Genomic DNA, 25,833 nt, shown 5'->3' with positions numbered 1-25,833 from the left:
GCCTGTTCCGTTTCCTGGGAGGGGTTCCGAAGGGAGGTTCCGGGAGCCGGCGCCCGACGGGGCCGAGCGACGGCCGACGGCTAGGCGACGGGCGCCGAGACACCGACGGCGGTCGTACGGTCGGCCGACACCGTGCGCTTGAGGACCTCGCGGGCGTGCATGACCCGCATGCTCACGACGACGTTCGCGGCGAACGCCAGCATTCCGCAGCCGATGGCGACACCGGCGGTCAGCGCGGTGTGCGGGTCGAGGTCCAGACCCCGCTCCAGCACCGGTACGGCGCCCACGGACAGCACCGGCGCCAGGCACAGCGCCGTCAGATGCAGCCGCCACTCCTCGCGCGCCCAGCCGCGCCCCTCCCGTCCGGCCCGCCGGGCTCCTGCGGCCATCACCGCGTACGCCACGGCGTACGGCAGCAGGTAGGCCACCAGCAGCCGGTGGCCCGTGGCGCCGAAGTCCAGGTAGGAGCGGGCGATCCAGAACAGGCCCGCCGCACCGGCCAGATGGGCCGCGACCAGTACCGGCAGCGGCGCCCACGATCCCGTCACGCCGTCGATCCGTGACCGCCGGTCAAGCGTGCGCGAGGCGATCAGCGCACCGAAGACGACGAGTGAGCCCAGGTGCTGGATGGCGACGAGGTTGATCGCCGTCATCGGCAGACCGGGCAGCAGCCTCGGCAGGGCGCCCCACTCCAGTCGCAGCAGCGGCGCGGTGAGCAGATAGCCGTAGCAGAGCAGCATCCAGCGCTGATGCAGGTCCGGGTAGCCGCCGATCGCGGCCAGGACACCGAAGGTCACGCTGAGCACGGTGCCCAACAGGATGGTGGCGAGGACGATCCAGAAGGCCGCTCCGCTGAAGGCGTCCTCGGGCGCGGTGCGGGCCAGGTACAGGGCGGCGCTGGCCATCGAGGCGTACACGGTGACCGCGAACAGCACGCCGAGGATCCGGTGCAGCCGGGTCCGCCGACGCGAGGCGGTGAACAGCTGGGCCGGACCGAGCAGCATCAGCACACCGCCCAGCACCGAGTGCACGATCATCGGGATCAGGCTGTGCCGGTACGGCGCGATCCTGGTCGCCAGCGCGTCGGCGACGTAGCTCGGCGAGACCATGCGGCCGAGGAGCCACTCGCCGAACGCAGGCGCTCCGGGGCGGGCGTACGGCCACAGTTCGGTCATCGCGACCGGCGCGTAGGACACGCACACGACCGTCAGGGAGACGACGGCCACGCGGCGCCAGGTCCCCTTCGTTGGACGACGCACGACGACTCCTTGCCCAGGGATCGGCCCGACCCCGCAATAGTCTCTTCTGGACCATCGAGAAGGTAGGGCCCGCCCCGGCCGAGGTCAACCGTCCGTCGTGCGCTCCTCCCGGCGCTCCACCCACTGCCAGAAGTCGGCCATCATGCGCTCGTAGCGGATGCCGAACTCCAGGGCCTCGCGCTGCCCGGGTGTCAGCAGTTCGCCGACGCTCGCGGCGAGTTCCTCGTACTCCCCCAGGGTCCGGACGTGTTCGTCGACCTGGGTGGGGGCGAGCACATCGGGCCGGCCGCCGAACCAGAGCTTGAGGATGCCGCGCTCACGGGCCTCGACCGGGACGAACTCCGGGTCGGCGAGCCAGCCTTGGAGCGCGGCCCGGCCCTCCTCGGTGAGCGTCAGCACCCGCCGGTTGCGGCCGCTCTCCTGCCGCACCTGGGAGAGCAGGTCCGCCTGGAGGAGGCGGTCGCACTGGGCGTACACCTGCGCGTGCGGCACCGACCAGAAGGGCGCCACGGTGCGGGCCGCCTCCACCTTCACGTCGTAGGGGCTCGCCTCGCCCAACTTGTCGATGATGCCGAGCACGAGATACGAGGAGGTGGTCAACCGGGCGTCAGACATGGGGCGACCGTATCGCCCGCGCGGATCAGCGCGTCGCGAGGTCGCGCCTGGCCACGAAGCCCAGAACGGCCACGACGAGGGTGAGTACCCCGGCCTGGGCGACCGCGCTGCCGACGAGCACGGCGGGCACCGGTACGCCGAGCCAGGTCCAGAGCATGGCCACGCGCACCGCGAGCAGGACCAGTCCGAGCACGGCGAGGGCCAGGGCACCGCAGGCGGCGCTCCGGTCGGCGCGGCGGGTGTGCCACACCAGCCAGCCGAGGGCTCCGACGACGAAGCACATGGCGGGCGCCCAGGCCGCGTCGGCCATGGCGGGCAGCAGCACCTCGGAGCCGCCGGTCACCACACAGCACGCCGCGAAGACCAGGCCGGGTGAGCCGACCGGCAGCAGGGCCGCGGGGGCGTCACGGTGATGGCCGACGCACAGGGCGAGGGCGGAGAGCCAGGCGAACAGGGCGAAGGAGGCGGCGAACCACGGCGCACCCAGCCCGGTCCCGCTCAACAGCGGGGCGGCGAACGGCCACAGCGACGGGAGCGCCGCCAGCAGCACCGACACGCGGGCCAGGTGCCTTCGGTCGTGCACGAGGGCGAAGAAGCCGACGGGCCACAGCAGCGGCAGTACCCATACGGCGATCTCGACGACGGCGGGCGTGGGCCCGTGCCCGGAGAAACCGGACAGGAAGACGTCCCACTCGCGTGCACCGTGCGTCGACGCCCAGGTCAGTTCAAGGACCCGGTCGACGACGACGGTGGCCGCCTGGAGGAGCACGGCGAACAGGGCGAAGTGGCGGACGGCCGAGCCGAGCAGCACGTAGGGCCGGGGCGCGCCGGTGGCGGCGAGCCTGGTGCGCACGGCGAGTGCCGCGACGCTCGCCACCTCGCCGAGGGTGGGCCTGCTCTGGTCCTGGGTGTCGCGGTCGAGGTCCCACAGGTACACCTCGACCATCTCCTCCTCGCGGTCGCGCCGGTAGTAGGCGGGGAGCAGCCGCAGCACCGTGCGGTAGCGGGCTTCGAGCAGCGTCGTCATGCGAGACCTCCCGCGAGTCCGGGGCCCTGGGCGGGGTTGGTGACCGCGCCCGGTGCGCCGCGGCCCTCGGCGATGCGCTTCTTCGCGGCGCTGGCGCCGGCCGCCATCCGCTCCGCCTCCGCGTCGAGGGCCCCCATGCCCTCTTCGGTTAGACGGTAGTAGCGCCTGAGCCGGCCTTCGTGCACCTCCTCGCGGTCCAGCACGATCAGTCCGTCCGCGGTGAGCCGGTCCAGCACCCCGTACAGAGTGCCGACGCGCAACTGCACGGCGCCGTCGGACAGTTCCTCGACCTCGCGCAGGATGCCGTAGCCGTGTCGCGGCTGGTCGGCCAGGGCGGTGAGGACGAAGAACGCCGCATTGGTCATGTTCCTCGATGCCATGCGGCCATGATATCTCGGCTTCCGATATATAGCGCGCCGCGGAGCCATGTTGCGCGTGTCGTGGCGGAGGGGGCGGCGTCCGTGCGGTGCCGGCCGGACTCCGGCACCGCCGGGCTCGGTGGATGCGACCACCGCCGCCGCGAACAGGGCCCGCCCCGAAGCGGATGGTGGGCGGGCCCTGTTCGGGGCGTCATTCTCGCGGCCGGAGTGCGTGTGGGGCACGAGTGAAACGCCGCGGCGTGGAGTGTTCCGCTCGCACCCCGAGTGCGCCGCGCACATCCCGTGTGAGACACCCCGCCCGATCTCCGCGGAACCGCGCGGACGATACTGGTGGCTGCACGTGCCCCCGCCACCTGATGGACTCATGCGCTTCTCCTCCACCGCCCGCCCGACGCCCTCCCCGACCCTGTGGCTGGCCCACGGCCACCATCCCGGATCCGACGCGCCCGACGCGGTTCGCCGGACCCTGCGACGACTGCGGAGCAGCGGGGTCGTCGACGACCACCTCGAGCTGCCCGCGGCCGAGGACACCTCACCCCTCGCCTTCGAGACGCGTTGGCGGGTCGCCGGGACGGTGACCGTGCGGGCCCGGCTGACGCTGACGCCCGGCGCGGAGGGCGGTCACGCATGGACGCTGGCCGCGGAGGCCGAGCGCCCCTGGGACCAGGAGTGGCCTTCGCCCGCCACCATGTTCTGGCCCGACGAACCGGACGCCGACTGGGACCACGAGCCCGGCACCGGGCTGCGCCTCCGGCGCGTCAACCACCTGCCCACGGACGACGACAAGGAGATCCGGCAGCTGCTGCGGAACTCCGTGCGGGACGGCTGGACGATCAACCTGGTGGTGCACGAGGCGATGACGCCCGACGCACACGGCCGGGGTCCGCTCGGCCCGCTGCTGCCGCCGAGCCTGCGCCACCGCGTCCTCGAACACCGGGCCGCCCCGGACCAGTTGCGGATCGTCAACCGCGCGCTGCGCGAGTTCGGCGTGCAACTCCCCCGCGGCGGCGCCGTGCTGCTGCCGGCCGACCGACACGCCTTCGACGCGGCCGACTTCGCCGTACGCACGGTGTTCCTCGACGGCTCGCGGCCGACGGACCTCGTCGACGCCCTGAGCCGCCTGGCCGCGCTTCCGCCGCCCCTGCCGGACGGCGCCGAGGAGGTCGTGGCGGCGCTGCGGGAGGAGTGGCGGCTGATGACGCTCGAAGAGGAACTCGCCCGTGAGCGCGGGCTCGTGGCGATGTACGCCGAGGCCCTCGAGTCGATGACGAAGTCCCGGGACCTGTACCGCGAGGCGGCCGAGCGCGCCCACGAGGCGCTCGAGGCCTACCGCGAATCCGGCACCCCGGCCCCGGCGCACCCGCAGCCCGCGGCCGGAACCGCCGGTTCGCCCTTCCAGGGGCTGACGCGGACCTTCGAGCGGCTCAAGGAGACGGCAAGGGGGCTGCGCCCCGCACCGGACACCGACACCGCCGACACCGCCGACAAGGACGTAAAGCCGAAGCAGGACGATTCCGGCGAGCCTTCCGAGTCGCCCGGCGCCTGACCCGGATTCGGCGGGCGAACCGCCGGGCGCTCCAGACGGAGCCGACGGCCGAGCCGCCCGGTGCTTCAGACGGAGCCGACGGCCGAGCCGCCCGGTGCTTCAGACGGAGCCGGCGGCCGAACCGCTCGGCGCCCGAGGCGGATTCGGCGCCGGATCGATCCGCACCACCGCGTGTTCGACGACCGGATCGGCTCGCCCCCGCCGCGGTTCGACGGCGGTCAGTCCGCCCGGCGGCGCGCCCCGACCAGTGGACGTGCCGCCGCGTTCACCATCGGCACCTGGGACGCAAGCCGCACCAGCAGCGCCGTCAGGGCCGCGAGCGACGCGCATACGGCGGCCAGGCCCGCGATCCAGTTCGGGGCGAGTGTGAGGTCCAGCGCCCGTGACAGCCGTGCCGAGTGGAACCGCCCCTCGTACAGCTGGGCCGCCGCGAGCAGCGCCGGCACCACGACCGCGACCGCGAGCACGGGCAGGCCGGGCCGCAGGGTCAGCAGTACGGAGACCACCGCGCACAGGGCCGACAGGCCGAGGGCGAATCCGTAGGTGCGCAGCGACGCGCCGTCGCGGTGCACCGGGAACCACAGCAGGGCGCAGGCGAGCAGCGCGGCGGCGGCGACCAGGCCGGGCCACTGGACGCGGGCTGCGGGCCGGGCAGGCGTGCGGGCGAGCCGGCGCGGGGTGCGGGCGTCCACGGCAGCGAGCGCGGCCTCGGCTTCGGGTGGCGGGAAAACGGCGGGGAGGACCGATTCCTCATGTCCCAGGGCGCCTGGGAGGAGCTCCTCCCCGAACGGCCGCGGCGGCGTCTGGGCTGCGAGCCGGGTGGCCTGCGCCTCGCGCTCCTCGCTCAGCCGTCCGATGAGTTCCACGAGTTCCTCGACCGGTCGCGCGGTGGCGGCGGCGCGAGCCGCCTCCTGTCCGCAGTGGGGTTCCATCGGCGACTGGTGCAGCAGCGCCATCAGCCGGGTCACTTCCTCCACCGGACGGCTCCCGGCCGCGGCGCGGATCGCCTCGTCGGCGCTGTCGGCGTCGCGCGGCGGCCGGGTCAGCAGCGCGGCCAGGCGGGTGACGTCCTCCACGGACCGGTCCGTGCCGACCGCGCGGAGCGCGTCGACGGTGGCCTGCGCGTACTGGGGGGACTCCTCCAGCAACGTGATCAGCCGGGCGACCTCCTCCAGCGGGCGGTCGGCGACCGCGGCGTGCACGAGGGCGCTGACCGGGTCGTCGTGAGCGGTGGTTATGGAGGGATCGTTGGGCTGAGGTGATGAAGAGCGGGTGCTCATTCTCTGCTCCATGGGAGAGATGGAAGAGTTCGGCGAGCTCTCGCGCCACCCGAGTGCGCTCACGCGACGTTACGTGCCATTACTAAGCGCCACCCTCGTACCGTGCCACTCGGGTGAGCCACGGGAATGAGACGTGTCGCCCGCGGGCGACGTACGAAGGGTGGATGCGGGAATCCGAGATGAGGGCGCGCCGTTCGGGCCCGCCCGTCCTAGGAGGACCCGTGGATACGACCACAACGGTGATCGTCGTCGCCGTGGCCCTTGCGGCACTCGTCCTGACCTTGGCAGTCGTGCTGTTGGTGCGGCTGGTGCGGACCCGGCGCGATCTGCGGCGCGCCGGACTGCCGACCGGCCCGCGCTGGGTCTTCTGGGGTGCCGTCCTCTATCTCGTGCTGCCCACCGACCTGCTTCCGGACCCTGTGTATCTGGACGACATCGGCGTCCTCCTTCTCGCACTTCGCACCCTCAGTGCGCCTTTACGGACACCGAATAACGATAAATCCCCCATGGTCACGCAGAGTAAGGAAACCAATCACTCGTTCGATTCGTATAAGTGACTGGAAGGGCAAGGCAGTCGGCGGACCGAGGGGCTCCACAGGGCAGGGAGCGGTCGGTCGGCGCAGCACCGACGAGGGAGAAACGATGCAACCGTTCGCGCTCAACTACGCACGTCCGGCCGTGGAGTTGGAGGCCACGACTCCGTATGTCTACGACTCCGGACTGCAGTTGAACGTGCTCAGCGACGGCCGGGTCGCCGCGCGTGACCTGGCCCTGCTCAGAGAGTTGGGGACCACGACCTCCACCGCCGGCTCCAAGACTCACTTCGACGACTGAACGCGGAACCGCCGACCATGACCGTGCTGATACTTACCTGTGAAGAAGATGTCACCGCCGACATGGTGGTCGTGCATCTCAACGCGTCCGGGGTCCCGGTGGTCCGGCTCGACCCCGCCGACCTCCCCGGCGGTGTGGCGCTGTCCGGTGAATACGTGCACGGCGCCTTCCGCGGCCATCTCCAGTCCGCGGGCCGCCTGGTGAGCATCTCCGGTCTGCGCTCCATATGGATGCGCAGGCCGGGCCCGGCGGCCACCCGGGCGCCCGAGCCCTCGGACTGGCTGACCGAGGAGTCCAACCAGGCGCTCTACGGCCTGCTCCGCGGCTCGGACGCCCGCTGGATGAACCACCCGGACGCGGCCCGCCGGGCCCGCCACAAGCCGTGGCAGCTGAGGGCGGCGCAGGGCTGCGGACTGCCCGTCCCGGCCACTTTGATCACGACGTTCCCGCAGGCGGCGCGGGAGTTCGCGGAGCGCTATCCGGACCTCGTGGTCAAGCCGGTCTCCGGGGCGCACCCGCAGGACCCGCCGCGGGCGGTGCCGACCAGCCGGGTGACGCCGGACGCGGACTTCTCGGCCGTGGCGTTCGGACCGACGCTGCTGCAACGGCGTGTCGCCAAGCGGGCCGACATCCGGCTGACCGTGGTGGGCGAGCGGCTGCTGGCGGCCCGCAAGGCGACCGCCGAGGACGCCGACCCCGACCAGGTCGACGTCCGTTTCGCCTCAGCGGACATACCGTGGCAGGCCGCAGAGGTGCCGCCGCGGATCGCCGGAGCGGTGCAGGCCTACATGCGGCGGGCCGAACTGGCCTACGGCGCCTTCGACTTCGCCGAGGACGCCGACGGGACCTGGTGGTTCCTGGAGTGCAACCAGTCGGGGCAGTTCGGCTTCGTCGAGGTGGAGACGGGCCAGCCGATCGCCCGGACCATCGCGGAGTGGCTGGCCCACGACGGCCCCGAACCGCGGTCGCATGTCAACGGCTCCAGTACGAAGGTGTGTTGAGGCCGGTCAGTGCGGCAGCGAGCCCGGCAGCAGCGCCGTCCGCTGCCAACCCGCGCCCGGGGACGCGGGCCGCTCGGGGAGCGGTCCGGGAGCGAAGGACTGCAGCGGTCGCATGGCGTACTCCAGTTCCCGGTTCACGCGCTCGGCCTCACGGCGAGTCTGGGTGGGGACGTCGCCGCGCTCGGCGACGAGTCGGTCGTAGATGGGGGAATCCTGGAACACCCGTCGACACGCCTTTCGTGTGCTGGCCCATGCGTATGGGCACAGCTGACGAGTGTATGCGCCCCGGCAGACCGCAGTGTGAATTACTCAGGAGTACTTGACGGCCGCGGAGGGGGTGTGCGTCACATCAGGCTCCGGTCGTCGAGCCGGGCCGGACGATCATCAGGACGGTGACGGTCGCCCACAGCAGGTTGAAGACGCCGGTGAACATGGCGAGTCGAGCGGTGCCGGAACGCTCCACCGGCTGCTCGGCGGCCAGTTGGTCCAGCAGCTCGTCCTGGCGGGGCAGCACGAAGGCGATCAGGATGCCGGCGGCGATCGCGGTCAGGGTGATGGACGCGATGAGCCACTTGTCGCCGAGCACTCCCATGGCCGAGGCGGTGGCGAAGCCGAAGGCGGGCACGGCGAGACCGATGCCGGAGTAGATGCGGCAGATGCGGTGCAGCAACCGGACCGTCCCCACCCCCGCCGCGTCGACGCCGGCCCGGCGCACGGCCGGCGGGAACATGCTGGCCGCCACCGCGACGGGGCCGATGGCGACAATGGCCACGAGCACGTGCAGGGACAGCAGGACCTTGGTCATCGAGAAGCTCTTTCCGTGGATCGATCAGCCGTGCGCGGCTCACGCTAGGGATCTTCGGCTCGGCCGCACAGGGGCTGAAACGACAGGATCCAACAGATTCCCGCCAATGCCCCTGCTAGCACTCCCTGACTCTGTCCCAGGTCACAGCTATGGCGGGAATCCGTCTATCGTGGCGTTCATGCACTCTGTGGCGATTCTCGCGCTCGAAGACGTGGTGCCGTTCGACCTGACGGCTCCCATGACGGTGTTCGAGTGGGCGCAGCTGCCCGACGGGCGCAGCCCCTACCGGGTCACCGTGTGCGCCGAGACCCCGGAGGTCCGCGGGGACGGGCTGGTGCTCCGGGTGGAGCGGGGGCTCGACGCGCTGGCGGACGCCGACACCGTCGTCGTGCCGGGCCGGAAACCCGGCGTGGGGCCGACGCCCGAGCCGGTGCTGGCGGCGCTGCGCCGGGCCGCCGCGGACGGCACCCGGATCGCCTCGGTGTGCTCGGGCGCCTTCGTGCTGGCGGAGGCCGGGCTGCTGGACGGGCTGCGGGCCACCACGCACTGGGCGGCCGCCGGTGAACTGGCCCGGCGGCACCCGCGCGTGCAGGTGCAGCCGGACGTGCTGTACGTGGACAACGGGCAGATCCTCACCTCGGCCGGGGCCGCGGCCGCGCTGGATCTGTGCCTGCACATCATCCGGCGCGATCTGGGCTCGGCCGTCGCCGCGGACGCCGCCCGCAGGTGTGTCATGCCGCTCGAACGGGAGGGCGGACAGGCCCAGTTCATCGTGCACGAGCTGCCGCCCGTGCCGCACGGCTCGACCCTGGAGCCGGTCCTGGAGTGGATCGAGGACAACCTGGCCGGCGAGATCACCCTGGGCGCGATGGCGGCCCGCTCGGGGATGAGTGAGCGCACCTTCAGTCGGCGGTTCCGCGAGCAGACGGGCACGACTCCCTTGCAGTGGCTGCTGCGGACGCGGGTACGGCGGGCGCAGTACCTGCTGGAGAACAGCGACCGCCCGATCGAGCGCATCGCGCAGCAGGCCGGGTTCGGCTCGCCGACCGCTTTCCGCGAGCGCTTCCGCAAGGTCGTCGGGACGACTCCGCAGGCCTACCGGTCCGCGTTCCACGCGAACGGGAACCCGGTGACGTCGGCTGCGACGTCCGGGACCCGATGACCGACTTCCTTACCCCGTACCGCAATTGACGCAATACCACCGACCCACCCGATTCCCCTCGGGCCGCCGGGCGTTGAACAGAGGGCAACCGACCCAGCACGAACGGTGACCTTCATGAACCGCTCCGGCCGCCTCCTCTGCGCCCTCTATCTCGCCACCAGCTGCGGACTCGCCTGGACCACGCTCCTCGAAACGCTGCACGGCCCCGCCTGGGCCGCGTGTCTGTTCGCCGCCGCGAGTCTGGTCCCGGTCATCGCCGTCGTACGCGAGACGCTGATCCGCGATCTGCGCGCGGCCGGTGCCGGGCCGCGCCGAACCGCGCGGTCGGCCGCCGACGAGATCGTCCGGGAGGAGCTCGACGCGGCCTGCTGCGAGCGCTGGTGGACGAGTCTCGGCACGGACCACGACGCGGCCTGTCCGCACCGGATCCCGCGCAGCAGCGCCGCCTGACCGGAAGCGGTCAGGCGACCTGTCCGCCGTGCAGGTGGGTGTACGCCCCGCCGTGGCGCAGGAGTTCGTCGTGCGTCCCGCTCTCCAGGATGCGGCCGTCGCCCATCACCACGATCCGGTCGGCGCCCCGCACGGTGGACAGCCGGTGCGCCACGACGAAGGTGGTGCGGCCGTGCAGCAGCCGGGCCAGCGCCTCCTGCACCAGCGCCTCGGAGCGGGTGTCGAGGGCCGAGGTCGCCTCGTCCAGGATCAGCACCCTGGGATCCCGGATCAGGGCGCGGGCGATGGCGAGGCGCTGGCGCTGCCCACCGGAGAGCCGGGCGCCGCGCTCGCCGACCACGGTGTCCAGGCCCTGCGGCAGCCGGTCGACGAACTCCAGCGCGTTGGCGTCCCGCAGCGCCGCCCGCACCGTCTCCTCGTCGGCCTCGTCCATGCCGTACGCCACGTTCTCCCGGATCGTGCCGTCGAAGAGGATCGACTCCTGCGGCACTACCGAGACGAAGCGCCGGTAGGTGCGCAGGTCGAGGGTGCTCATGTCGGTGCCGTCGAGCAGCAGCCGACCCGTCGTCGGCCGGATGAAGCCGATGACGAGGTTGAGCACGGTGGACTTGCCGGCGCCGGACGCGCCGACCAGCGCGACGGTCTCCCCCGGCACGACATCCAGGGTGAAGTCCCGTACCGCGGGCCAACCGCTGTCGTCGTACGCGTGCCCGACGTTCTCGAAGGTGACCGCGCCGCGCAGCGAGGTCAGTTCGGCCTTGCCGTCGTTCTCCTCCAGCTCGGGCGCCTGGAGCACCTCGCCGACCGAGCGGACCGACTCCAGGCCCTTGGTGATGACCGGGGCCAGACTGGCCAGCGTGGTCGTGGAGTTGGTGAGCGTGGTGAGGAACGCGCTGAGCATGACGACGTCTCCGGGGGTGACACCCCAGACGCCGTAGTACGAGACCAGGGCCGCGCCGGCCAGGACGAGCACGCCGACCACGTTGAGGACGACCCAGGCCAGCGAGCCGAAGCGGCCGTTGACGAGGTCGAGGCGATTGCCGGAGCTGAGCAGGCGGCGCAGGGTGCCGTCCATGCGGCGCAGGGCCTTGCCCTCCAGGCCGTGGGCGCGGGTGACCGGGATCAGGCGGGTCATCTCCGAGACCCGGGAGGAGAGGGTCTCGACCTCGTGACGGAAGTGCTCGTTGTGGGTGCGCAGCCGCGCCCGCAGCCGGGCCACGACGAGTGCGGCGGCGGGGACTACCACCAGGAAGACGGGCACGAACTCCGGTGTGCGTATGCCGATGATGACGAGTCCGCCGACGAGCACGGTGATGGCGCCGAGCCCGGTCTCGGCGGTCTGCTGCACCATCTGCTCGACCGTCTCCACGTCCCGGACGACCTTCGCCTGAAGCACGCCGGCGCTGACGCGGGAGTGGTAGCCGATGGACAGCTGCTGCATGCGGGTGCACAGCGCGGACCGCAGGGCGGTGCCCATGCGGCGCACGCTGCCGTACAGGAGGCGTACGTAGAGCACGTGCAGCGGGTAGTTGACCAGCAGGATGAACAGGATGATGCCGGTGCTCACCCAGAGCCGCTCGATCGGCTGGTGCTGGACGACGGTGTCGATGATGGACGCGGTGATGAGCGGCAGCAGCCAGACTGGGCTGTGCTTGACGGTGAACACGCCGACCGCTGCGATCAGTCGGCGGCGGTCGGCGCGGAACAGGTACCCGAGGGTGCGGATCGGGTGTTCGTCGCGGTAGCGGTGGTCGAGGGGTCTTTCCGACGACGACGCCATCGGCGGGGGTCCTCCGTAGGGAAGTGTCAGACGGCGTCGAGCTGCTGGAGTTCCTCGGCCGAGAGTTCGAGCTCCGTGGCGGCCAGTGAGTCGAGGATGGTCTCCGGGCGGCTGGAGCCCGGGATCGGCACGACGACCGGCGACTTGGCGAGCATCCAGGCCAGGCAGACCCGCTGCGGGCTCACGCCGTGGGCTTCGGCGATCCGGGCGAACGGCGCGTAGGACGAGCCGAGTTCGCTCGCGCGGGAGATGCCGCCGAGCGGGCTCCAGGGCAGGAAGGCGATGCCCAGCTCGTCGCAGAGCTCCAGTTCCGGCTCGCTGGAGCGGAAGGCCGGGGAGAACTGGTTCTGCACGGAGACCAGTCGGCCGCCGAGGATCTCCTGAGCCTGCCGGATCCGGTCGGGGTTCGCGTTGGAGATGCCCGCCATCCGGATCTTGCCCTCGTCGAGCAGTTCCCGGATCGCGCCGACTGACTCGGCGTAGGGCACGCGCGGGTCGGGGCGGTGGAACTGGTAGAGCCCGATGGCCTCCACGCCGAGCCGGCGCAGGGACGCCTCGCAGGCCTCCTTGAGGTACCGGGGGCTGCCGTCGAGGGTCCAGCTGCCGTCGCCGGGGCGCAGATGGCCGCCCTTGGTGGCGACCAGGACGTCCGAGCCGCGGTCGTGGGAGGCGAGGGCCTTGGCGATCAGGGTCTCGTTGTGGCCGACTTCGTGGGCGTCGCGGTGGTAGGCGTCCGCGGTGTCGATCAGCGTCACGCCGGCGTCGAGCGCGGCGTGGATGGTGGCGAGGGAGCGTGCCTCGTCGGGTCGTCCCTCGATCGACATGGGCATTCCGCCCAGGCCGATGGCGCTGACTTCGACGTCACCGATACGGCGGTTGCGCATCTGCTCGTGTCCTCTTTCGGCTGTCGCGCGGTCGGATGGCGTCCGGCCCGCCGGACGGGGTCGCGGCGGGGCCGGAGCTCGTTCCAGCCTGACCCGCCGCGCGGCCGGAGGTCCAATAGAGGAAAGAGAACGCATTCAGCAGCCGCGCAACTGAATCGTCCGGCCTGCGGAGAGGGCTTGCCGGACCGGCGGGTCGGTGTGCGAGGCTCACCCTCGATCGATCGTCACGACCTGCGGCGAAGTGGAGAGGCGGCGGCATGCGCATCGGACTCCTCGGTACCGGCCCTTGGGCGGGGATGGCTCACGCCCCCGCGCTGAACGAGCACCCTGGACTGGACTTCGTGGGCGTGTGGGGGCGCCGTCCGGACGCGGCCAAGACGCTCGCCGACCAATTCGGCGTACGGGCCTACGACGACGTCGACGCGCTGTTCGCCGACGTGGACGCGGTGGCCGTGGCGCTCCCGCCCGCCGTCCAGGCGGACCTCGCGGTGCGCGCCGCGCGGGCGGGCTGCCATCTGCTCCTGGACAAGCCGCTCGCGACCACGGTCGAGCAGGGGCGGGCGGTGGTCGAGGCGGCGCGGGAGGCCGGTGTCGCTTCGGTCGTCTTCTTCACCACGCGCTTCGTCACCGAGACCGCGGTGTGGATCAACGAACAGGCGGGCGCGGGCGGCTGGTTCACGGCGCGGGCGCAGTGGCTCGGCGCGCTGTTCGGCAGTGACAGCGACAGCCCGTTCGCGGACTCGCCGTGGCGGCAGGAGCAGGGCGCGCTGTGGGATGTCGGCCCGCACGCGCTGTCCGTACTGCTCCCGATCCTGGGCGACGTCCGCCGGGTGGCGGCCGCGGCGCCCGGTCCGGGCGACACGGTCCAAATGGTCCTCGACCATGCCGGCGGCGCGTCGAGCTCGCTGACCCTCAGCCTGTCGGCGCCGGCCGCGGCGGCGGGCGCGGGCGTCGAACTCCGGGGCGAGTACGGGGTGACGGTACTGCCGGAGGGCACCGAGGGAGCGGTCACGGCCCTGGTGCACGCCGCCGACGCCCTCATCGACGCGGCGCGCACCGGGGAGCCCCACGCGTGCGACGCGGCCTTCGCCCTGCGGGTCACGGAGATCCTGGTGGAGGCCGAGGCGCTGCTGGAGTCCAACGCCCGCTGAGCGCAGGTCGGAAGCAACCCCCTACTCCTCCTCGAAGGGCTCGTCGCTCCAGCGGAACCAGGCCCGGTCGCCCTCGATGTGCAGCAGGAACTCGGGGACCGGGCCGTCCGGGGAGGAGAGGGAGACGCTGCGTCTGATCTCGTCGTACGCCGTCTCCCACTCCTCCCAGTCGTCGTCGCGCTCGGCGAGGGCGAGTTCGCGGGCGAAGAGGTCGCGGACGGCGTCGAAGGCGGGATGTGCGGTGAAGCGGCCGGACAGCCAGGGGAAGTCGGCGTCGTCGATCAGGATGTCGCCGACCGCCTCCTCTCCGCTGCGCACCCGCCAGATCTCGCCCTCGAACGCCATGGCGCCTCCCCGTCACGCGTCGATCACGTCGCCGACCAGCATGCCAGTCGGCACTGACAGCGCGGTCTACCCGGCGTGCGGGGGCTCGAAGTTGATGCGCTCACGGACGATCGGATACCCGGCCTTGGCGAAGTTCGCCGCCATCGGGAAGTTCCCCTGGTCGGTCGCCGCGGACACGAACTCCGCGCCCTGTTCGACCAGGAAGTGCGTGCACTCCGCCAACAGGTCGTAGGCGTAGCCCTGTCCGCGGTGGTCGGGCAGCACGCCGATGAAACCGACGCACGGGCCCGAGGGATTGCGGGCCGGGATGTGGATGCCCGCCAGCTCCCCCGCGGGCGTGCAGGCGATCTGCCACCACTCCCGGGGCGACGGGCACCAGTGGAAGAAGTCGAGCTCTTCCTGCGCGGCCCGGTCCAGGCCGCCTTCCGCGATGGCCTTCAGCGCGTGCGCGTCCAGCGTGACGGAGTGGATGCGGCGCAGCGCGTCGAAGAACACCGCGTCGTCGGGCTCGGCGCGGAAGTCGAGCCGTCCGGGCCGATCGGGCAGCCCGCACTCCGGCGTCCACCGGTACAGGAACCGCTCGACGAGCAGCTCGTAACCGGCCGCCCGCGCGGCGCCGTAAAGGGCCTCGCCGGCGGGTCGTAGCCGGGCGTCCTCGCGCCAGCCGGTGGGCAGGTTCAGTTCGAGTCCGACCTGCCAGGGGGCGCTGCGCAGGAGTTCGGCGCCCGCCTCCTCCTCGCCTTCGAGCACGTCGAACCAGTTGACGTTGAGGGGTTCCTTGTCGTCGGGGCCGCCCCACCAGGCGCCGCGCGCGACGACCGTGCCGTCGCGCAGGGCGACCCGCTTCCAGTCGGGGCGGTGCCGGGTGCGCAGGTTCGCCGCCCGGGCGTCGAGCGGGTCCGGCATGGTGTCGAAAAGGTGGGCGTCGCTCTGGTCGAGCGCGCGGATGACCAGATCGGTCATTGATTCCTCCGGGATGCATACTGCGTGAAGCGCTCCCGGTTCAGGTCATTCGCGGCACGCCGGGGCAACGGAAAGGGAGCGCAGAGTGAGGTTGATCGGCACGGCACTCGCCTCCTTCCGCTGGTCTCGGGGCGTGGCGATCACACGTTACGGGTCTGTCGTGGGCACGTCCATCGGATTTCGCGCCTGGGTCTTCCCGGCCCCGGATCGGCGCGTCTCACGCCCGCGTGACCGGACGCTCCACGCCTTCCTCCGCCGCCGCCTGCTCCGACTCGCCCTCGGCGTCGATGTGCGGCAGGATCCGGTCGAGCCAGTGGGGCGTCCACCAGGCGTGCCGTCCGAGCAGGGTCATGACCGCCGGGACCATCAGCAGACGCACCACGGTCGCATCGATCAACACGCTCACGGCGAGGCCCAGTCCGAGCATCTTGACCACGATGTTGTCGCTGACGATGAAGGCGGCGAAGACGCTCACCATGATCAGTGCCGCGCAGGTGATGACGCGTGCGGTGATCTCCAGGGCATGGGCGACCGAGGCCTTCGCGTCGCCGGTGCGCAGCCAGGACTCGTGGACGCGGGAGAGCAGGAAGATCTCGTAGTCCATGCTCAGTCCGAAGATGATCGCGAACATCATCATCGGCACATAGCTCTCGATGGGCACCTTGCCGTGCACGCCCAGCGCCGGCCCGCCCCAGCCCCACTGGAAGACGGCCACCACGACACCGTAGGAGGCCCCGATGGACAGGACGTTGAGGACGGCCGCCTTCACAGCGACGAGCAGGCCGCGGAAGACCGCGAGGATGATCAGGAAGGCGAGACCGACCACGACGCCGATGATCAGGGGCAGCCGGCTCGCCACGATGTCACGGAAGTCGACCTGGGCCGCCGTGGTGCCGGTGACGTAGCCCTTGGCGTCCGTGCCGGAGACGGCGTCGGGGAGGGTGTGGTGGACCAGACGGTTCGTCAGGTCCGTGGTGTCGGCGCTCTGCGGGGACTTCTGCGAGTAGACGGTGCCGATCAGGACGTCGCCGTCCTTGGTGGGCGACAGCGGGGTCACCGTGGCGGCACCCGCCACGCCGTTGAGGGTCTTCTGCGCCTGGTCGGAGAGGGCGGAACGCTGGTTCGACGGTACGGCGGTCTGGTCGATGACGACGGTGAGCGGGCCGTTGGAACCCGGACCGAACGCGTCGGTCATCAGGTCGTAGGCCCGCCGGTCGGTGAAGGAGGTGGGGTCGGCGCCGTCCCCGATGTGGCCGAGCTGGATGGAGAGCACCGGGATGGCGAGGACGATCACGGTCGCGACGCCCGCGGCCAGGAACTGCCAAGGCCGTCGCTCCACGCGCTGGGCGTAGCGGTGCCAGGTGCCCTGGGGCTCGGCGCCCGGCACGGCGTCGGTCTCGGCGACGGGTCGGCGCACTCGGTAGCGGTCGATACGTGTGCCGATCAGCCCCAGCAGCGCCGGGACCAGGGTCAGGGCGCCCGCGACCGCCGAGACCACCGTGACGGCGGCGGCGAGGCCGAGTTTGCCGATGAAGGACACGCCGGACGCGGACAGCCCGGCCAGCGCGATGATCACCGTGCAGCCGGAGACCAGGACGGCCCGGCCGCTGGTGGCGGTGGCGTGCCCGGCGGCGTGCACGGGGTCGGCGCCGTCCATGAGGTTCTGGCGGTGACGGGTGATCAGGAACAGGGCGTAGTCGATGCCGACGCCGAGCCCGATCATCGTGGCGAGGGTCGGCGAGACGGTCGCGAAGGTGAACGCGGCGGCGAGCAGTCCGAGGCAGGCGAGTCCGCCGACGGCGCTGAGCAGCGCGGTCAGCAGGGGCAGTCCGGCGGCGATGAGGCTGCCGAATCCGACCAGCAGGACGATGATCGCGACCGCGAAGCCGATGAGCTCGCTGACCCGGTCGTCGGGGGCGGGCCGGGCGAGTTCGCCGAGCGGTCCGCCGTACTCGACCTGTGCGCCGGCCGCCCGCAGCGGCTGCACCGCCTTGTCGACACCGTTCAGGTAGTTGTCGCCGAGGGTCGAGGGCTGGACGTCGAAGCGGACGGTGATGTAGGCGGTCTTCCCGTCGGAGGACAGGGGGCCGACCTTCGAGGCGGGGGTGGACAGCGGGTTCTGGGCGGACAGGACGTGCGGCAGTTTCTGCAGGTCGCCGACTGTCGTGGACATCTGCGAGCTCAGCGCGCTCAGGGACTTCTGTCCGTCGTGCAGGACGATCTGGCTGCCGTAGCCGCCCGCGGCCGGATCGTGCTTCTTCAGGACGTCCAGGCCCTGCTGGGACTGCACGCCCGGCAGGGAGAAGTTGTCCGAGTAGTCCCCGCCGAAGGACCGGTTCAGGACCTGTAGCGCGACCAGGGCCACCAACCAGCCCACGATCACGATCACGAAGTGCCGGGCGCACCACTGCCCCAGCCGTCGCAGTACCCCGCCGGCGGCGGTGCCCGCTCCCCCTGTGCTGGTGCGAGTCGGTGACATGGCCGTCTCCAGGATCGATCTCTCCCCATTACACGCCCGTCCGATCCCACCGGCATCTCGGGCCGGTGGGAGGTTCAGCACGCCTCCGGATGCACGCCGGGCTCCCGCGATGAATGGTGATAGGAGACCCGGACCACGGCTCCGGGGCCGAAGAAGCGATCCGGACCCGAGGAGCAGAGATCATGCCGACGTCACAGCCCGACGCGTCCGGGTCGTCCGAGGACCGCGTCACCCCGGACGACCTGCTGCACACCCGTACCGGCACCGAGGTGTCACCGGAGGACCTCGTGCTCGCCACGGGCCGGGACCTCACCCCGCGCAATCTGGAGTGGGCCAGGCACAAGCTGGAGACGGAAGGCCCCGCGGCCATGGAGAAGCTGCTCCCCTGACGCCCGCGCATCAGTCGGTTTCGGGCTCCAGGCACAGCACCGGCACCCGCTGGACGAGGTTGTTGACGAAGCCGCCGCGGTTCCAGTGCTGGTCCAGCGGCTGGGTGTGGCCCTCGGCGTCGGTGGCCCGCGCGCTCAGCACATGCTCGCCGGGGCTCGCCGTCCAGTCGTACCGCCACCGCCGCCAGGCCCATCGCCGCCCGCTGTCGGGCTCCAGCTCGGCCTCCTGCCAGGTGCGTCCGGCGTCCGTGCTGACCTCGGCCCGGGTCACCGGCGCCCGCCCCGACCAGGCGCGGCCCTCAAGGGTCACCGGGCCGGGCCGTACCACCCGGGCCCGGGACATGAAGTCCGGGAAGCCGGGCGGGATCAGCAGGGCGCGCGGCGCGATCCGGGTGACCGGCTCGCCCTCCTCGCCGGACTCCTGCCGCAGCCGGTAGGCGACGGCCTGCTGGAAACCTGTGAACGGGGCGTCGGTGACGGTGACTTCGCGCAGCCACTTCACGTGCGCCATCCCGTACCAGCCCGGCACGACCAGCCGCAGCGGATGCCCGTGCTGCGGCGGCAGCGGGCCGCCGTTCATCTCGTACGCGACCAGCACCTCGGGCTCGGATCCGGTGGCCACGGCGACGGGCAGGGAGCGCTGGTAGTCCTGCTCCACCCCGCGTTCCACGCCGTGGTCGGCGCCGGTGAAGACCACGTCGACGGCATCGGAATCGACCCCGGCCTCGGCGAGCAGCAGCCGCAGGGGTGCGCCGGTCCACTCGGCGGTGCCTACGGCCTCCACGAGCCAGGGCTGGCTGACCGGGCGGGGCGTGAGCAGCGCCCGGCCGTTGCCCGCGCACTCCAGCGTGACGCGGGCGGTGGCCCGGGGCAGGGCCCGCAGATCCGCGAGGCCGAACTCCAGCGGGCGGCGGACGCGGCCTGCGACAGCCAGCCGCCACGGGGTGTCCTCGGGGACGTACGGGATGTCGTAGTGCACAAGTACGTAGTGCAGGCCCGGCGGGGTGACGTCGTAGCGGAGCGCCTCCAGCGGCAGGCCGTGGTTGCGGGTGGCCAGCGCCAGTTCGTCCCGGCCGACACCCTCGTCGGGGGCGGCCAGCCGGGCGGGGGCGCTCGCATCGCCGAGTCGATGGCCCATGGGCGCATTATCCCGCCGGGCGACCGGCGCGGCACTTCCTCGGCGTCCTCCGCGTCCTCGGGCGGGGACACAACTGTCCGTCGATCAAGGAGAGTTCCGATCGATCAGCGGAGGGTCGTTGCCCGTTCGCCCTTTCGAAGAGGGCCGTCGGGCTGACAGACTCCGGAGGGTGCCCGACTTCGACATGCTTGTCATCGGATCCGGCCCGGGTGGCCAGAAGGCCGCCATCGCCGCGGCCAAGCTCGGCCGCCGGGTCGCCGTCGTCGACCGCCCCGACATGGTCGGCGGGGTCTCCATCCACACCGGAACCATCCCCTCCAAGACCCTGCGCGAGGCGGTGCTGTACCTGACCGGTCTCACCCAGCGCGATCTGTACGGCCAGAGCTACCGGCTCAAGGAGGACATCACCGTCGCCGACCTGACCGCGCGCACCCAGCACGTGGTCGGCCGCGAGGTCGACGTCATCCGCAGCCAGCTCTCCCGCAACCACGTCTCGCTGTTCGCCGGCACCGGCCGCTTCGTCGACCCGCACACCGTCGCGCTGTGCGAGGTCAACGGCGAGGAACGGCTGCTGACCGCCGAGAACATCATCATCGCCACCGGCACCCGCCCGGCCCGGCCGGACACCGTCGAGTTCGACGGCCGTACGATCATGGACTCCGACAACGTGCTGGCCCTGGAACAGGTCCCGCGGTCCATGGTCATCGTCGGTGCCGGGGTCATCGGCATGGAGTACGCGTCCATGTTCGCGGCGCTCGGCAGCAAGGTGACCGTGGTCGAGAAGCGGGCCGGGATGCTCGACATGTGCGACATCGAGGTCATCGAGTCGCTCAAGTACCACCTGCGGGACCTCGCCGTGACCTTCCGCTTCGGCGAGACCGTCGCCGCCGTCGAGCGGCATGCCCGGGGCACGCTCACGATCCTGGAGAGCGGCAAGAAGATTCCGGCCGACGCCGTGATGTACTCGGCGGGCCGGCAGGGCCTGACCGACGAACTCGATCTCGGCAAGGCGGGGTTGGCCGCCGACCGGCGCGGCCGGATCACCGTCGACGAGCACTACCGCACCGAGGTGCCGCATATCTACGCCGTCGGTGACGTCATCGGCTTCCCGGCGCTCGCGGCGACCTCCATGGAACAGGGCCGGTCCGCGGCCTACCACGCCTTCGGGGAGCCGGTCGGGCAGATGCACCACCTGCAGCCCATCGGCATCTACACCATCCCGGAGATCAGCTTCGTCGGCCGGACCGAGGACCAGCTCACCGAGGACAGCGTGCCCTTCGAGGTGGGCGTCTCCCGCTACCGGGAACTCGCCCGCGGCCAGATCATCGGCGACTCGCACGGCATGCTGAAGCTGCTGGTCTCCCCCGAGGACCGCACCCTGCTCGGCGTGCACTGCTTCGGCACCGGCGCCACCGAGCTCATCCACATCGGGCAGACCGTGATGGGCTGCGGCGGAACGGTCGACTACCTGGTGGACGCGGTCTTCAACTACCCGACGCTGGCCGAGTCCTACAAGGTGGCCGCCCTCGACGCGACGAACAAGCTCCGGCAGATCGACCACATCGGGGACTGACCCGGGCGTCACTTGCGGCGCAGGAGGTTACCGCTTGGTCAATCTTGAAAGGGCAACAAGTAGGGCTATCATCACTCGCACACACGGCGTGACCGAACGGCAACGCAGGCCGCCGTGCGCTCTCCACCACCCCTTTTTTGTTTTTCGCTGCCCCTGCCGGGTCCGAGGCCAACCCTCCACGGTCCGGGGCGGGTTCGTCACCCCCCACCTCCCCCTACGTCGTCGGGGCGCGGGTCGCCCTTGCGTCGTGCAAGAAGGAAAGCAGCACAACCATGAGCAACAGCAGGGGCAGAGGGCTTCAGGCCAATGCCCTCGGTACGTTCGACACTGTGGTGATGGCCGTCGCGGGCAGCGCCCCGGCGTACTCGATCGCCGCCACCACGGCGGTCCTCGTCGGCGCGGTGGGGCTCGCCAGCCCGGCCGCCCTGCTGTACTGCGCGATACCCATGCTGGGCATCGCGCTGGCGTTCAGCTACCTCGGCCGCATCGACGTGAACGCGGGCGCCAGTTACTCCTGGGTGGGGCGCACCCTGCACCCCTTCCTCGGTTTCATCAGCGGCTGGGCGCTGGTGATCTCGGCAACCATCTTCATGGTGGCCGGCTCGCTGCCGGCGGGTTCGATGACGCTGGCCCTGTTCGACGACGGTCTCGCCGACAACACCGCGCTGTCCACGGTGGTCGGCGCCGGCTGGTTCATCGTGATGCTGCTCGTGGTGCTGGGGGGCGCCCGGCTCACGGTCCGCGCACAGCTCGTCATGTCCGGCATCGAGCTCGCCATCCTGGCGCTGTTCGCGGTGCTCGCCTTCTTCCACACCGGCAACGCCCGGGCCTTCGACTGGTCCTGGCTGGGCTTCTCCCACTTCGACGGCATGTCGGGCTTCGCGTCGGGCGCGCTCGTCGCGGCCTTCTACTACTGGGGCTGGGACGTCACCAGCAACCTCAGCGAGGAGACCCGCAACAGCCGTCGTACGACGGGCCTGGCGGGGCTCATCGGGGTGGGCATCGTCTTCCTGCTGTTCGAGGTGTTCACCATCGCGGTGAACGTGATCCTCTCCTCGAAGCAGATCGACGACAACGACGCCAACGTGCTGGGCGTGCTGGGCGAGGAGGTCTGGCCGGGAGTCGGCGGCAAGCTGCTCATCGTCGCGGTGATGCTGTCGACCATCGCCACCCTGGAGACCACGCTCATCCAGGTGACCCGGTCCCTGTTCGCGATGGGCCGCGACCGCACGATGCCGTCCGCGCTGGGCCGGGTGCACCGCACCTGGAACACGCCGTGGGTCGCGATCGCCGTGGTCGGCGGGGTGGCGCTGGCGATGTTCATCGCCTCCAACGCCCTGGGTTCGGTGGGCGACATCCTCTCCGACGCGATCTCTGCGATCGGCCTCCAGATCGCCGTGTACTACGGCCTCGCCGGGCTCGCGGTGGTCGTCGCGTACCGCAAGATGCTGCTGAAGTCGCCGGGCAACCTGCTGCTCGGCGGGGTGTGGCCGCTCTTCGGTGCCGTGTTCATGTTCTGGATCTTCTTCGAGTCGCTGGGCGAGCTGGACACCGCGGCGATCGCGATCGGCATCGGCGGGCTCGCCGTGGGCCTGGTCCCGATGCTCTGGTACTGGCGGCAGGGCAGCGACTACTACCGGCCCGCCCGGCTCGACGCCACCCGCACCGTCGAGGCCGAGTACGTCTTCGACGACCACCCGGCGCCCGACTCCCGTGCCCACGAAGGTCTCTCCACCGACTTCTGAGGGAGGCCCCGATGGCGCGAGACCGCTTCGCCCCCGACTTCGACCCCGACTGCGGGGACCGGACCCTCACCGACGCCTCGCACGACATCGTCATCGGCCGTTGGCAGGGTCTTCGGGACCTGCTGCGGGCCACCGGCCCCGAGTGGCTCGCCCGCGGCCACCGGGTCCGGATGCTCGCGCAGGCCTGCGCGAGCAGTTCGACGGCGGAGACCTGGCTGGCCGCCGAACCCCGCAGCGCCGACGCGATGGTGCTGCGGGCGGCGACCGAGACGGCCCGGGCGTTCAACGTGGCCATCGCCGCGGGCCGGGGCGCGCCGATCGACCAGCACCGCATCGACGCCGCGGTGACGGCCTGTCTTCAGGCGGCGGACGCGTACCTGGACGACCCGACGCCGTGGATCTCACTGATCTCGGTGGCCCGGCTGTACCCGCAGGGGGTGCGCAGGCAGGAACTGGCGCGCTGGTGGGACGAGTTGCACCAGCGCGACCCGTACAGCGTGGAGGGCCACCTACAGGTCCTGCACTCCTACTCGGCGCGCTGGCACGGCACGCACGGCCTGATGTACGACTTCGCGCGGGACGCGGCCGGTGTGGCACCGCAGGGCTGCGCGCTGCCGGTCCTGGTGCAGTACGCGCGGGTCGAGGAGTACCGGTACGCCCTGGACGCGGCGAAGGGCGCCCAGACCACCGTGGGGCTCGGGCAGCACTGGAACAACGACGGCGCGGTCAGCGACGTGCGCCGGACCTGGGAGCGCTGGATCACGGGCCGCCCGGAGAGCGCCGTCGCCCCGGGCGAGCTGCGGGACCTCAACTACCTCGCGCACGCGGCCTGCAACGCGGGCGCCAAGGACATCTCCACCGCCCTGATGCGGATGCTGGGCCCGCGGGCCACCCGGACTCCCTGGTCGTACACGGGGGATCCGGGGCAGCAGTTCATCAAGTGGCGCAAGGATCTGCGGCTGCGCGGCTGAACGGCCGACGGGCCCGGTGTCACGGGGTGGCGCCGGGACCGTCCGGGCGGCTGCGGCGCTGCTCGACCATCTCGCGGCTGAGTTCCTCCGTCTCCGCTTCGGGCAGCCGCTCGAAGCCGTCCTCGGTGATCACCGAGACGATCGGGAAGATACGGCGGTTGATGTCGGGCCCGCCGGTCGCGGAGTCGTCGTCCGCCGCGTCCCACAGCGCCTGGAGCGCGGCCAGGGCCGCCTCGCGCCGGTCCATGCCCGGGTGGAAGAGCTTCTTCAACGCGCCCCGGGCGTACGGAGATCCGGATCCGTCCGCGTGGAAGTCCGACTTCTCGTACAGCCCGCCGGCCACGTCGAAGCTGAAAATGCGCCCCCTGCGGCCTTCCTCCGCGGCGGGGTCGTAGCCCGCGAGCAGGGGTACGACGGCGAGGCCCTGCATGGCCTGGCCCAGGTTCTGCCGGATCATGCCGGCCAGGCGGTTGGCCTTCGCGCGGAGGGTCATCGGGATGCCCTCGATCTTCTCGAAGTGCGCGAGTTCGACCTGGTACAGCTTCACCATGTCCAGGGCGAGTCCGACGGTGCCGGCGAAGGCCACGGCGGTGTAGTCGTCCGCGGGGTGCACCTTCTCCAGGTCGCGTTGGGCGATGAGGTTGCCCATGGTGGCGCGGCGGTCGCCGGCGATCATCACGCCGTCGCGGTAGGCGAGGGCGAGCACCGTGGTGCCGTGCGGGAACCGGTCGGGTTCGGCCCGGACACCGTCGGGGAACGGGCGGCGGGTGGGCAGCAGTTCGGGGCGGTGCGCCGCCAGGAACTCGGTGAAGGACGCGGTGCCGGGAGTGAAGAACTCCTCCCCCACCTGGCCTTCGCTGTCGCTCGACGCCATGCCGATCCCCCTCCTCCACGAGCCGGTACTCGGACTCCTACCTGAACCGGGGGGACGGGAAACGCCCGAACCGCTCACAGCGCCTTGCGCCGGACGAGCACGCCGAGCACCAGCAGGCCCGGGAGCAGCGGCAGCCACACCGTCAGGAGCCGGTAGCCGAGGACCACGGAGGCGGCCGCGGCGGCCGGCGCTCCGGCCACGGTGAGCGCGAGGGCCAGGGCGGCGTCGAGGGAGCCGAGCCCGCCGGGGGTGGGCAGCAGGGCGGCCGCGCTGCTGGCGGCGAGGTAGAGCAGGGTCACCCGTGCCGGGGCCAGCGGCAGGGCGACGGCACGGGTGACGGCGATCAGCACCAGCGAGTGGAGCACGACGAAGGCCAGCGACCCACCCCACAGGGCGACTGCCCGGCCCCGGCGCACATGGACGGCCCTGATGTCGGCGAGCACGGCCACGAGGGCACGGCGGCACCGGGGCCACAGGACCAGGCCCGCCGCCGGCAGGGCGACCGCGGCGGCCGCGGCCACGACTCCCCCGGACAGCCGCGGCAGCCGTAGAAAACCGGGACAGGCCGCGGTGAGTACGGCGATCAGGGCCGCGCGGACCACGACACCGGCCGTGGCCTTGACCGCGAGGGCGGTGGCCGAGCGGGCGGGCGTGAGTCCGCACCGCATCAGGAAGCGGAGGTTGACGGCGCCCGCGCCGAGGCCGGCGGGCAGCATGTGGTTGGCGGCAGTGGCGGCGAACTGGGCGGCCAGCAGCCGCCCGGAGGGCAGCCGCCGGGTCACCGCGCCCTGCTGGGCGAGGGCCGCGCAGACCCAGGTCCCGCCCGCGGCCGCCGCGGCCAGCAGCAGCCACCCGTGGTCGGCGACGGCCAGCCGGACGGCGCCGGTGTGCAGCAGGGGCCAGTGCCGACGGGCGAGGTAGGCGGCGGCCAGCAGGACGGCGAGGGCCAGCGCGGCCTGGCAGTAGGCGCCGCGTCGGCGACCGGTCGCGAGGGCGACCTGGTCGGACGTCATACGGGGGTGCCCTCTCTCGGTACGAGGGTGCCCTCTCGCGCCGCCGGGGCGGGAGCGGCGTACACGACGTCGGCCATCGTCCACCTCTTGTCGACCGCACGGCCGGCTGACGGCGCGAGCCCTGGAGAACCATCACAAGCAGGGTCAAACTAACCCGGCTCGGTCGGGT

At 71.8% G+C, this 25,833-nt stretch carries 26 protein-coding genes; 11 read left to right on the top strand and 15 right to left on the bottom strand.

Going from position 1 to position 25,833, the window contains the following annotated elements; translation table 11 throughout:
* Window positions 1–80 precede the first annotated feature (80 nt).
* From ACQEWB_RS47500 to ACQEWB_RS47485, 4 genes are all read right to left on the bottom strand, one after another.
* Window positions 81–1,259: a DUF2306 domain-containing protein gene (locus tag ACQEWB_RS47500; protein ID WP_432842795.1), complete on the bottom strand. Its 1,179-nt coding sequence runs from the start codon at window positions 1,257–1,259 to the stop codon at window positions 81–83.
* A gap of 84 nt (window positions 1,260–1,343) precedes the next feature.
* Window positions 1,344–1,874, bottom strand: a complete 531-nt coding sequence (locus ACQEWB_RS47495; RefSeq protein WP_432842793.1) for a PadR family transcriptional regulator — start codon at window positions 1,872–1,874, stop codon at window positions 1,344–1,346.
* Between the two features lie 25 nt (window positions 1,875–1,899).
* A complete protein-coding gene (locus ACQEWB_RS47490) occupies window positions 1,900–2,901 on the bottom strand; it encodes a hypothetical protein (protein WP_432842791.1) in 1,002 nt (333 codons plus the stop codon).
* Complete coding sequence (locus tag ACQEWB_RS47485) at window positions 2,898–3,266, bottom strand: PadR family transcriptional regulator (RefSeq protein WP_432844379.1); 369 nt, start codon at window positions 3,264–3,266, stop codon at window positions 2,898–2,900. Before ACQEWB_RS47485 ends, ACQEWB_RS47490 begins: the two co-directional genes overlap by 4 nt.
* Before the next feature lie 379 nt (window positions 3,267–3,645).
* Here ACQEWB_RS47485 and ACQEWB_RS47480 point away from each other — a divergent pair, with 379 nt between their 5' ends.
* On the top strand, window positions 3,646–4,827 hold the full coding sequence (locus ACQEWB_RS47480; protein ID WP_432842789.1) for a hypothetical protein: 1,182 nt from the start codon (window positions 3,646–3,648) through the stop codon (window positions 4,825–4,827).
* A 218-nt stretch (window positions 4,828–5,045) separates the two neighbouring features.
* On the opposite strand, the gene ACQEWB_RS47475 is transcribed toward ACQEWB_RS47480, so the two are convergent.
* The gene (locus tag ACQEWB_RS47475; RefSeq protein ID WP_432842787.1) at window positions 5,046–6,107 is read right to left on the bottom strand and encodes a hypothetical protein; all 1,062 of its coding nucleotides are present in this window, start codon (window positions 6,105–6,107) and stop codon (window positions 5,046–5,048) included.
* Between the two features lie 179 nt (window positions 6,108–6,286).
* Between ACQEWB_RS47475 and ACQEWB_RS47470 the strand changes: the two genes are divergently transcribed.
* The 3 genes from ACQEWB_RS47470 to tgmB all read left to right on the top strand — a co-directional run bounded on the left by ACQEWB_RS47470 (window position 6,287) and on the right by tgmB (window position 7,942).
* Window positions 6,287–6,664, top strand: coding sequence for a YkvA family protein (locus ACQEWB_RS47470; protein WP_432844377.1), 378 nt, complete (start codon window positions 6,287–6,289; stop codon window positions 6,662–6,664).
* An 85-nt stretch (window positions 6,665–6,749) separates the two neighbouring features.
* Complete coding sequence (gene tgmA, locus ACQEWB_RS47465; protein WP_432842785.1) at window positions 6,750–6,941, top strand: putative ATP-grasp-modified RiPP; 192 nt, start codon at window positions 6,750–6,752, stop codon at window positions 6,939–6,941.
* 17 nt (window positions 6,942–6,958) lie between these two features.
* Window positions 6,959–7,942, top strand: coding sequence for an ATP-grasp ribosomal peptide maturase (gene tgmB / locus ACQEWB_RS47460; RefSeq protein ID WP_432842783.1), 984 nt, complete (start codon window positions 6,959–6,961; stop codon window positions 7,940–7,942).
* A gap of 6 nt (window positions 7,943–7,948) precedes the next feature.
* Here tgmB and ACQEWB_RS47455 read toward each other — a convergent pair whose 3' ends face one another.
* Together ACQEWB_RS47455 and ACQEWB_RS47450 are read right to left on the bottom strand one after the other, a co-directional pair.
* Entirely contained in the window at window positions 7,949–8,164 is a 216-nt protein-coding gene (locus tag ACQEWB_RS47455) for a hypothetical protein (protein WP_432842781.1), read from the bottom strand.
* Between the two features lie 127 nt (window positions 8,165–8,291).
* Window positions 8,292–8,747, bottom strand: coding sequence for a hypothetical protein (locus ACQEWB_RS47450; protein WP_432842779.1), 456 nt, complete (start codon window positions 8,745–8,747; stop codon window positions 8,292–8,294).
* 178 nt (window positions 8,748–8,925) lie between these two features.
* Between ACQEWB_RS47450 and ACQEWB_RS47445 the strand changes: the two genes are divergently transcribed.
* Entirely contained in the window at window positions 8,926–9,909 is a 984-nt protein-coding gene (locus ACQEWB_RS47445; protein ID WP_432842777.1) for a GlxA family transcriptional regulator, read from the top strand.
* A gap of 114 nt (window positions 9,910–10,023) precedes the next feature.
* Window positions 10,024–10,359: a hypothetical protein gene (locus ACQEWB_RS47440; protein WP_432842775.1), complete on the top strand. Its 336-nt coding sequence runs from the start codon at window positions 10,024–10,026 to the stop codon at window positions 10,357–10,359.
* 10 nt (window positions 10,360–10,369) lie between these two features.
* On the opposite strand, the gene ACQEWB_RS47435 is transcribed toward ACQEWB_RS47440, so the two are convergent.
* Window positions 10,370–12,139, bottom strand: coding sequence for an ABC transporter ATP-binding protein (locus ACQEWB_RS47435; RefSeq protein ID WP_432842773.1), 1,770 nt, complete (start codon window positions 12,137–12,139; stop codon window positions 10,370–10,372).
* Window positions 12,140–12,165: 26 nt separating this feature from the next.
* Window positions 12,166–13,023 (bottom strand): aldo/keto reductase, encoded by an 858-nt coding sequence (locus ACQEWB_RS47430; protein ID WP_432842771.1) that lies wholly within the window; start codon window positions 13,021–13,023, stop codon window positions 12,166–12,168.
* A 257-nt stretch (window positions 13,024–13,280) separates the two neighbouring features.
* On the opposite strand from ACQEWB_RS47430, the gene ACQEWB_RS47425 reads away from it, so the two are divergent.
* Window positions 13,281–14,174: a Gfo/Idh/MocA family protein gene (locus ACQEWB_RS47425; protein ID WP_432842769.1), complete on the top strand. Its 894-nt coding sequence runs from the start codon at window positions 13,281–13,283 to the stop codon at window positions 14,172–14,174.
* A gap of 21 nt (window positions 14,175–14,195) precedes the next feature.
* Here ACQEWB_RS47425 and ACQEWB_RS47420 read toward each other — a convergent pair whose 3' ends face one another.
* The 3 genes from ACQEWB_RS47420 to ACQEWB_RS47410 form a co-directional block, all read right to left on the bottom strand.
* Complete coding sequence (locus ACQEWB_RS47420) at window positions 14,196–14,519, bottom strand: hypothetical protein (RefSeq protein WP_432842767.1); 324 nt, start codon at window positions 14,517–14,519, stop codon at window positions 14,196–14,198.
* Window positions 14,520–14,585: 66 nt separating this feature from the next.
* Window positions 14,586–15,482 (bottom strand): GNAT family N-acetyltransferase, encoded by an 897-nt coding sequence (locus tag ACQEWB_RS47415; protein WP_432842766.1) that lies wholly within the window; start codon window positions 15,480–15,482, stop codon window positions 14,586–14,588.
* 217 nt (window positions 15,483–15,699) lie between these two features.
* Window positions 15,700–17,961, bottom strand: coding sequence for an MMPL family transporter (locus tag ACQEWB_RS47410; protein ID WP_432842765.1), 2,262 nt, complete (start codon window positions 17,959–17,961; stop codon window positions 15,700–15,702).
* Window positions 17,962–18,143: 182 nt separating this feature from the next.
* Between ACQEWB_RS47410 and ACQEWB_RS47405 the strand changes: the two genes are divergently transcribed.
* On the top strand, window positions 18,144–18,350 hold the full coding sequence (locus ACQEWB_RS47405; RefSeq protein WP_432842763.1) for a hypothetical protein: 207 nt from the start codon (window positions 18,144–18,146) through the stop codon (window positions 18,348–18,350).
* Between the two features lie 10 nt (window positions 18,351–18,360).
* On the opposite strand, the gene ACQEWB_RS47400 is transcribed toward ACQEWB_RS47405, so the two are convergent.
* Window positions 18,361–19,488, bottom strand: a complete 1,128-nt coding sequence (locus ACQEWB_RS47400) for a sulfite oxidase (RefSeq protein WP_432842761.1) — start codon at window positions 19,486–19,488, stop codon at window positions 18,361–18,363.
* 169 nt (window positions 19,489–19,657) lie between these two features.
* Between ACQEWB_RS47400 and sthA the strand changes: the two genes are divergently transcribed.
* The 3 genes from sthA (at window position 19,658) to ACQEWB_RS47385 (ending at window position 23,777) form a co-directional block, all read left to right on the top strand.
* Entirely contained in the window at window positions 19,658–21,061 is a 1,404-nt protein-coding gene (gene sthA / locus ACQEWB_RS47395; protein WP_432842759.1) for a Si-specific NAD(P)(+) transhydrogenase, read from the top strand.
* 272 nt (window positions 21,062–21,333) lie between these two features.
* The gene (locus tag ACQEWB_RS47390; protein WP_432842757.1) at window positions 21,334–22,806 is read left to right on the top strand and encodes an APC family permease; all 1,473 of its coding nucleotides are present in this window, start codon (window positions 21,334–21,336) and stop codon (window positions 22,804–22,806) included.
* 11 nt (window positions 22,807–22,817) lie between these two features.
* Window positions 22,818–23,777 carry a hypothetical protein gene (locus ACQEWB_RS47385; protein ID WP_432842755.1) on the top strand — a complete coding sequence of 320 codons (960 nt, stop codon included), beginning with the start codon at window positions 22,818–22,820 and terminating at the stop codon, window positions 23,775–23,777.
* 19 nt (window positions 23,778–23,796) lie between these two features.
* Here the strand turns inward: ACQEWB_RS47385 and prcB are convergent, their stop codons facing one another.
* Both prcB and ACQEWB_RS47375 read right to left on the bottom strand, forming a co-directional pair.
* Entirely contained in the window at window positions 23,797–24,651 is an 855-nt protein-coding gene (gene prcB, locus ACQEWB_RS47380) for a proteasome subunit beta (protein ID WP_432842753.1), read from the bottom strand.
* Window positions 24,652–24,725: 74 nt separating this feature from the next.
* The gene (locus ACQEWB_RS47375) at window positions 24,726–25,664 is read right to left on the bottom strand and encodes a lysylphosphatidylglycerol synthase domain-containing protein (RefSeq protein ID WP_432842751.1); all 939 of its coding nucleotides are present in this window, start codon (window positions 25,662–25,664) and stop codon (window positions 24,726–24,728) included.
* Window positions 25,665–25,833 lie beyond the last annotated feature (169 nt).

This window comes from Streptomyces sp. CA-249302 (assembly GCF_050936785.1).
Classification (GTDB): domain Bacteria; phylum Actinomycetota; class Actinomycetes; order Streptomycetales; family Streptomycetaceae; genus Streptomyces.
The sequence above is the reverse complement of the archived record's forward strand: the minus strand, read 5'-3'. Positions and strand labels throughout refer to the sequence as shown.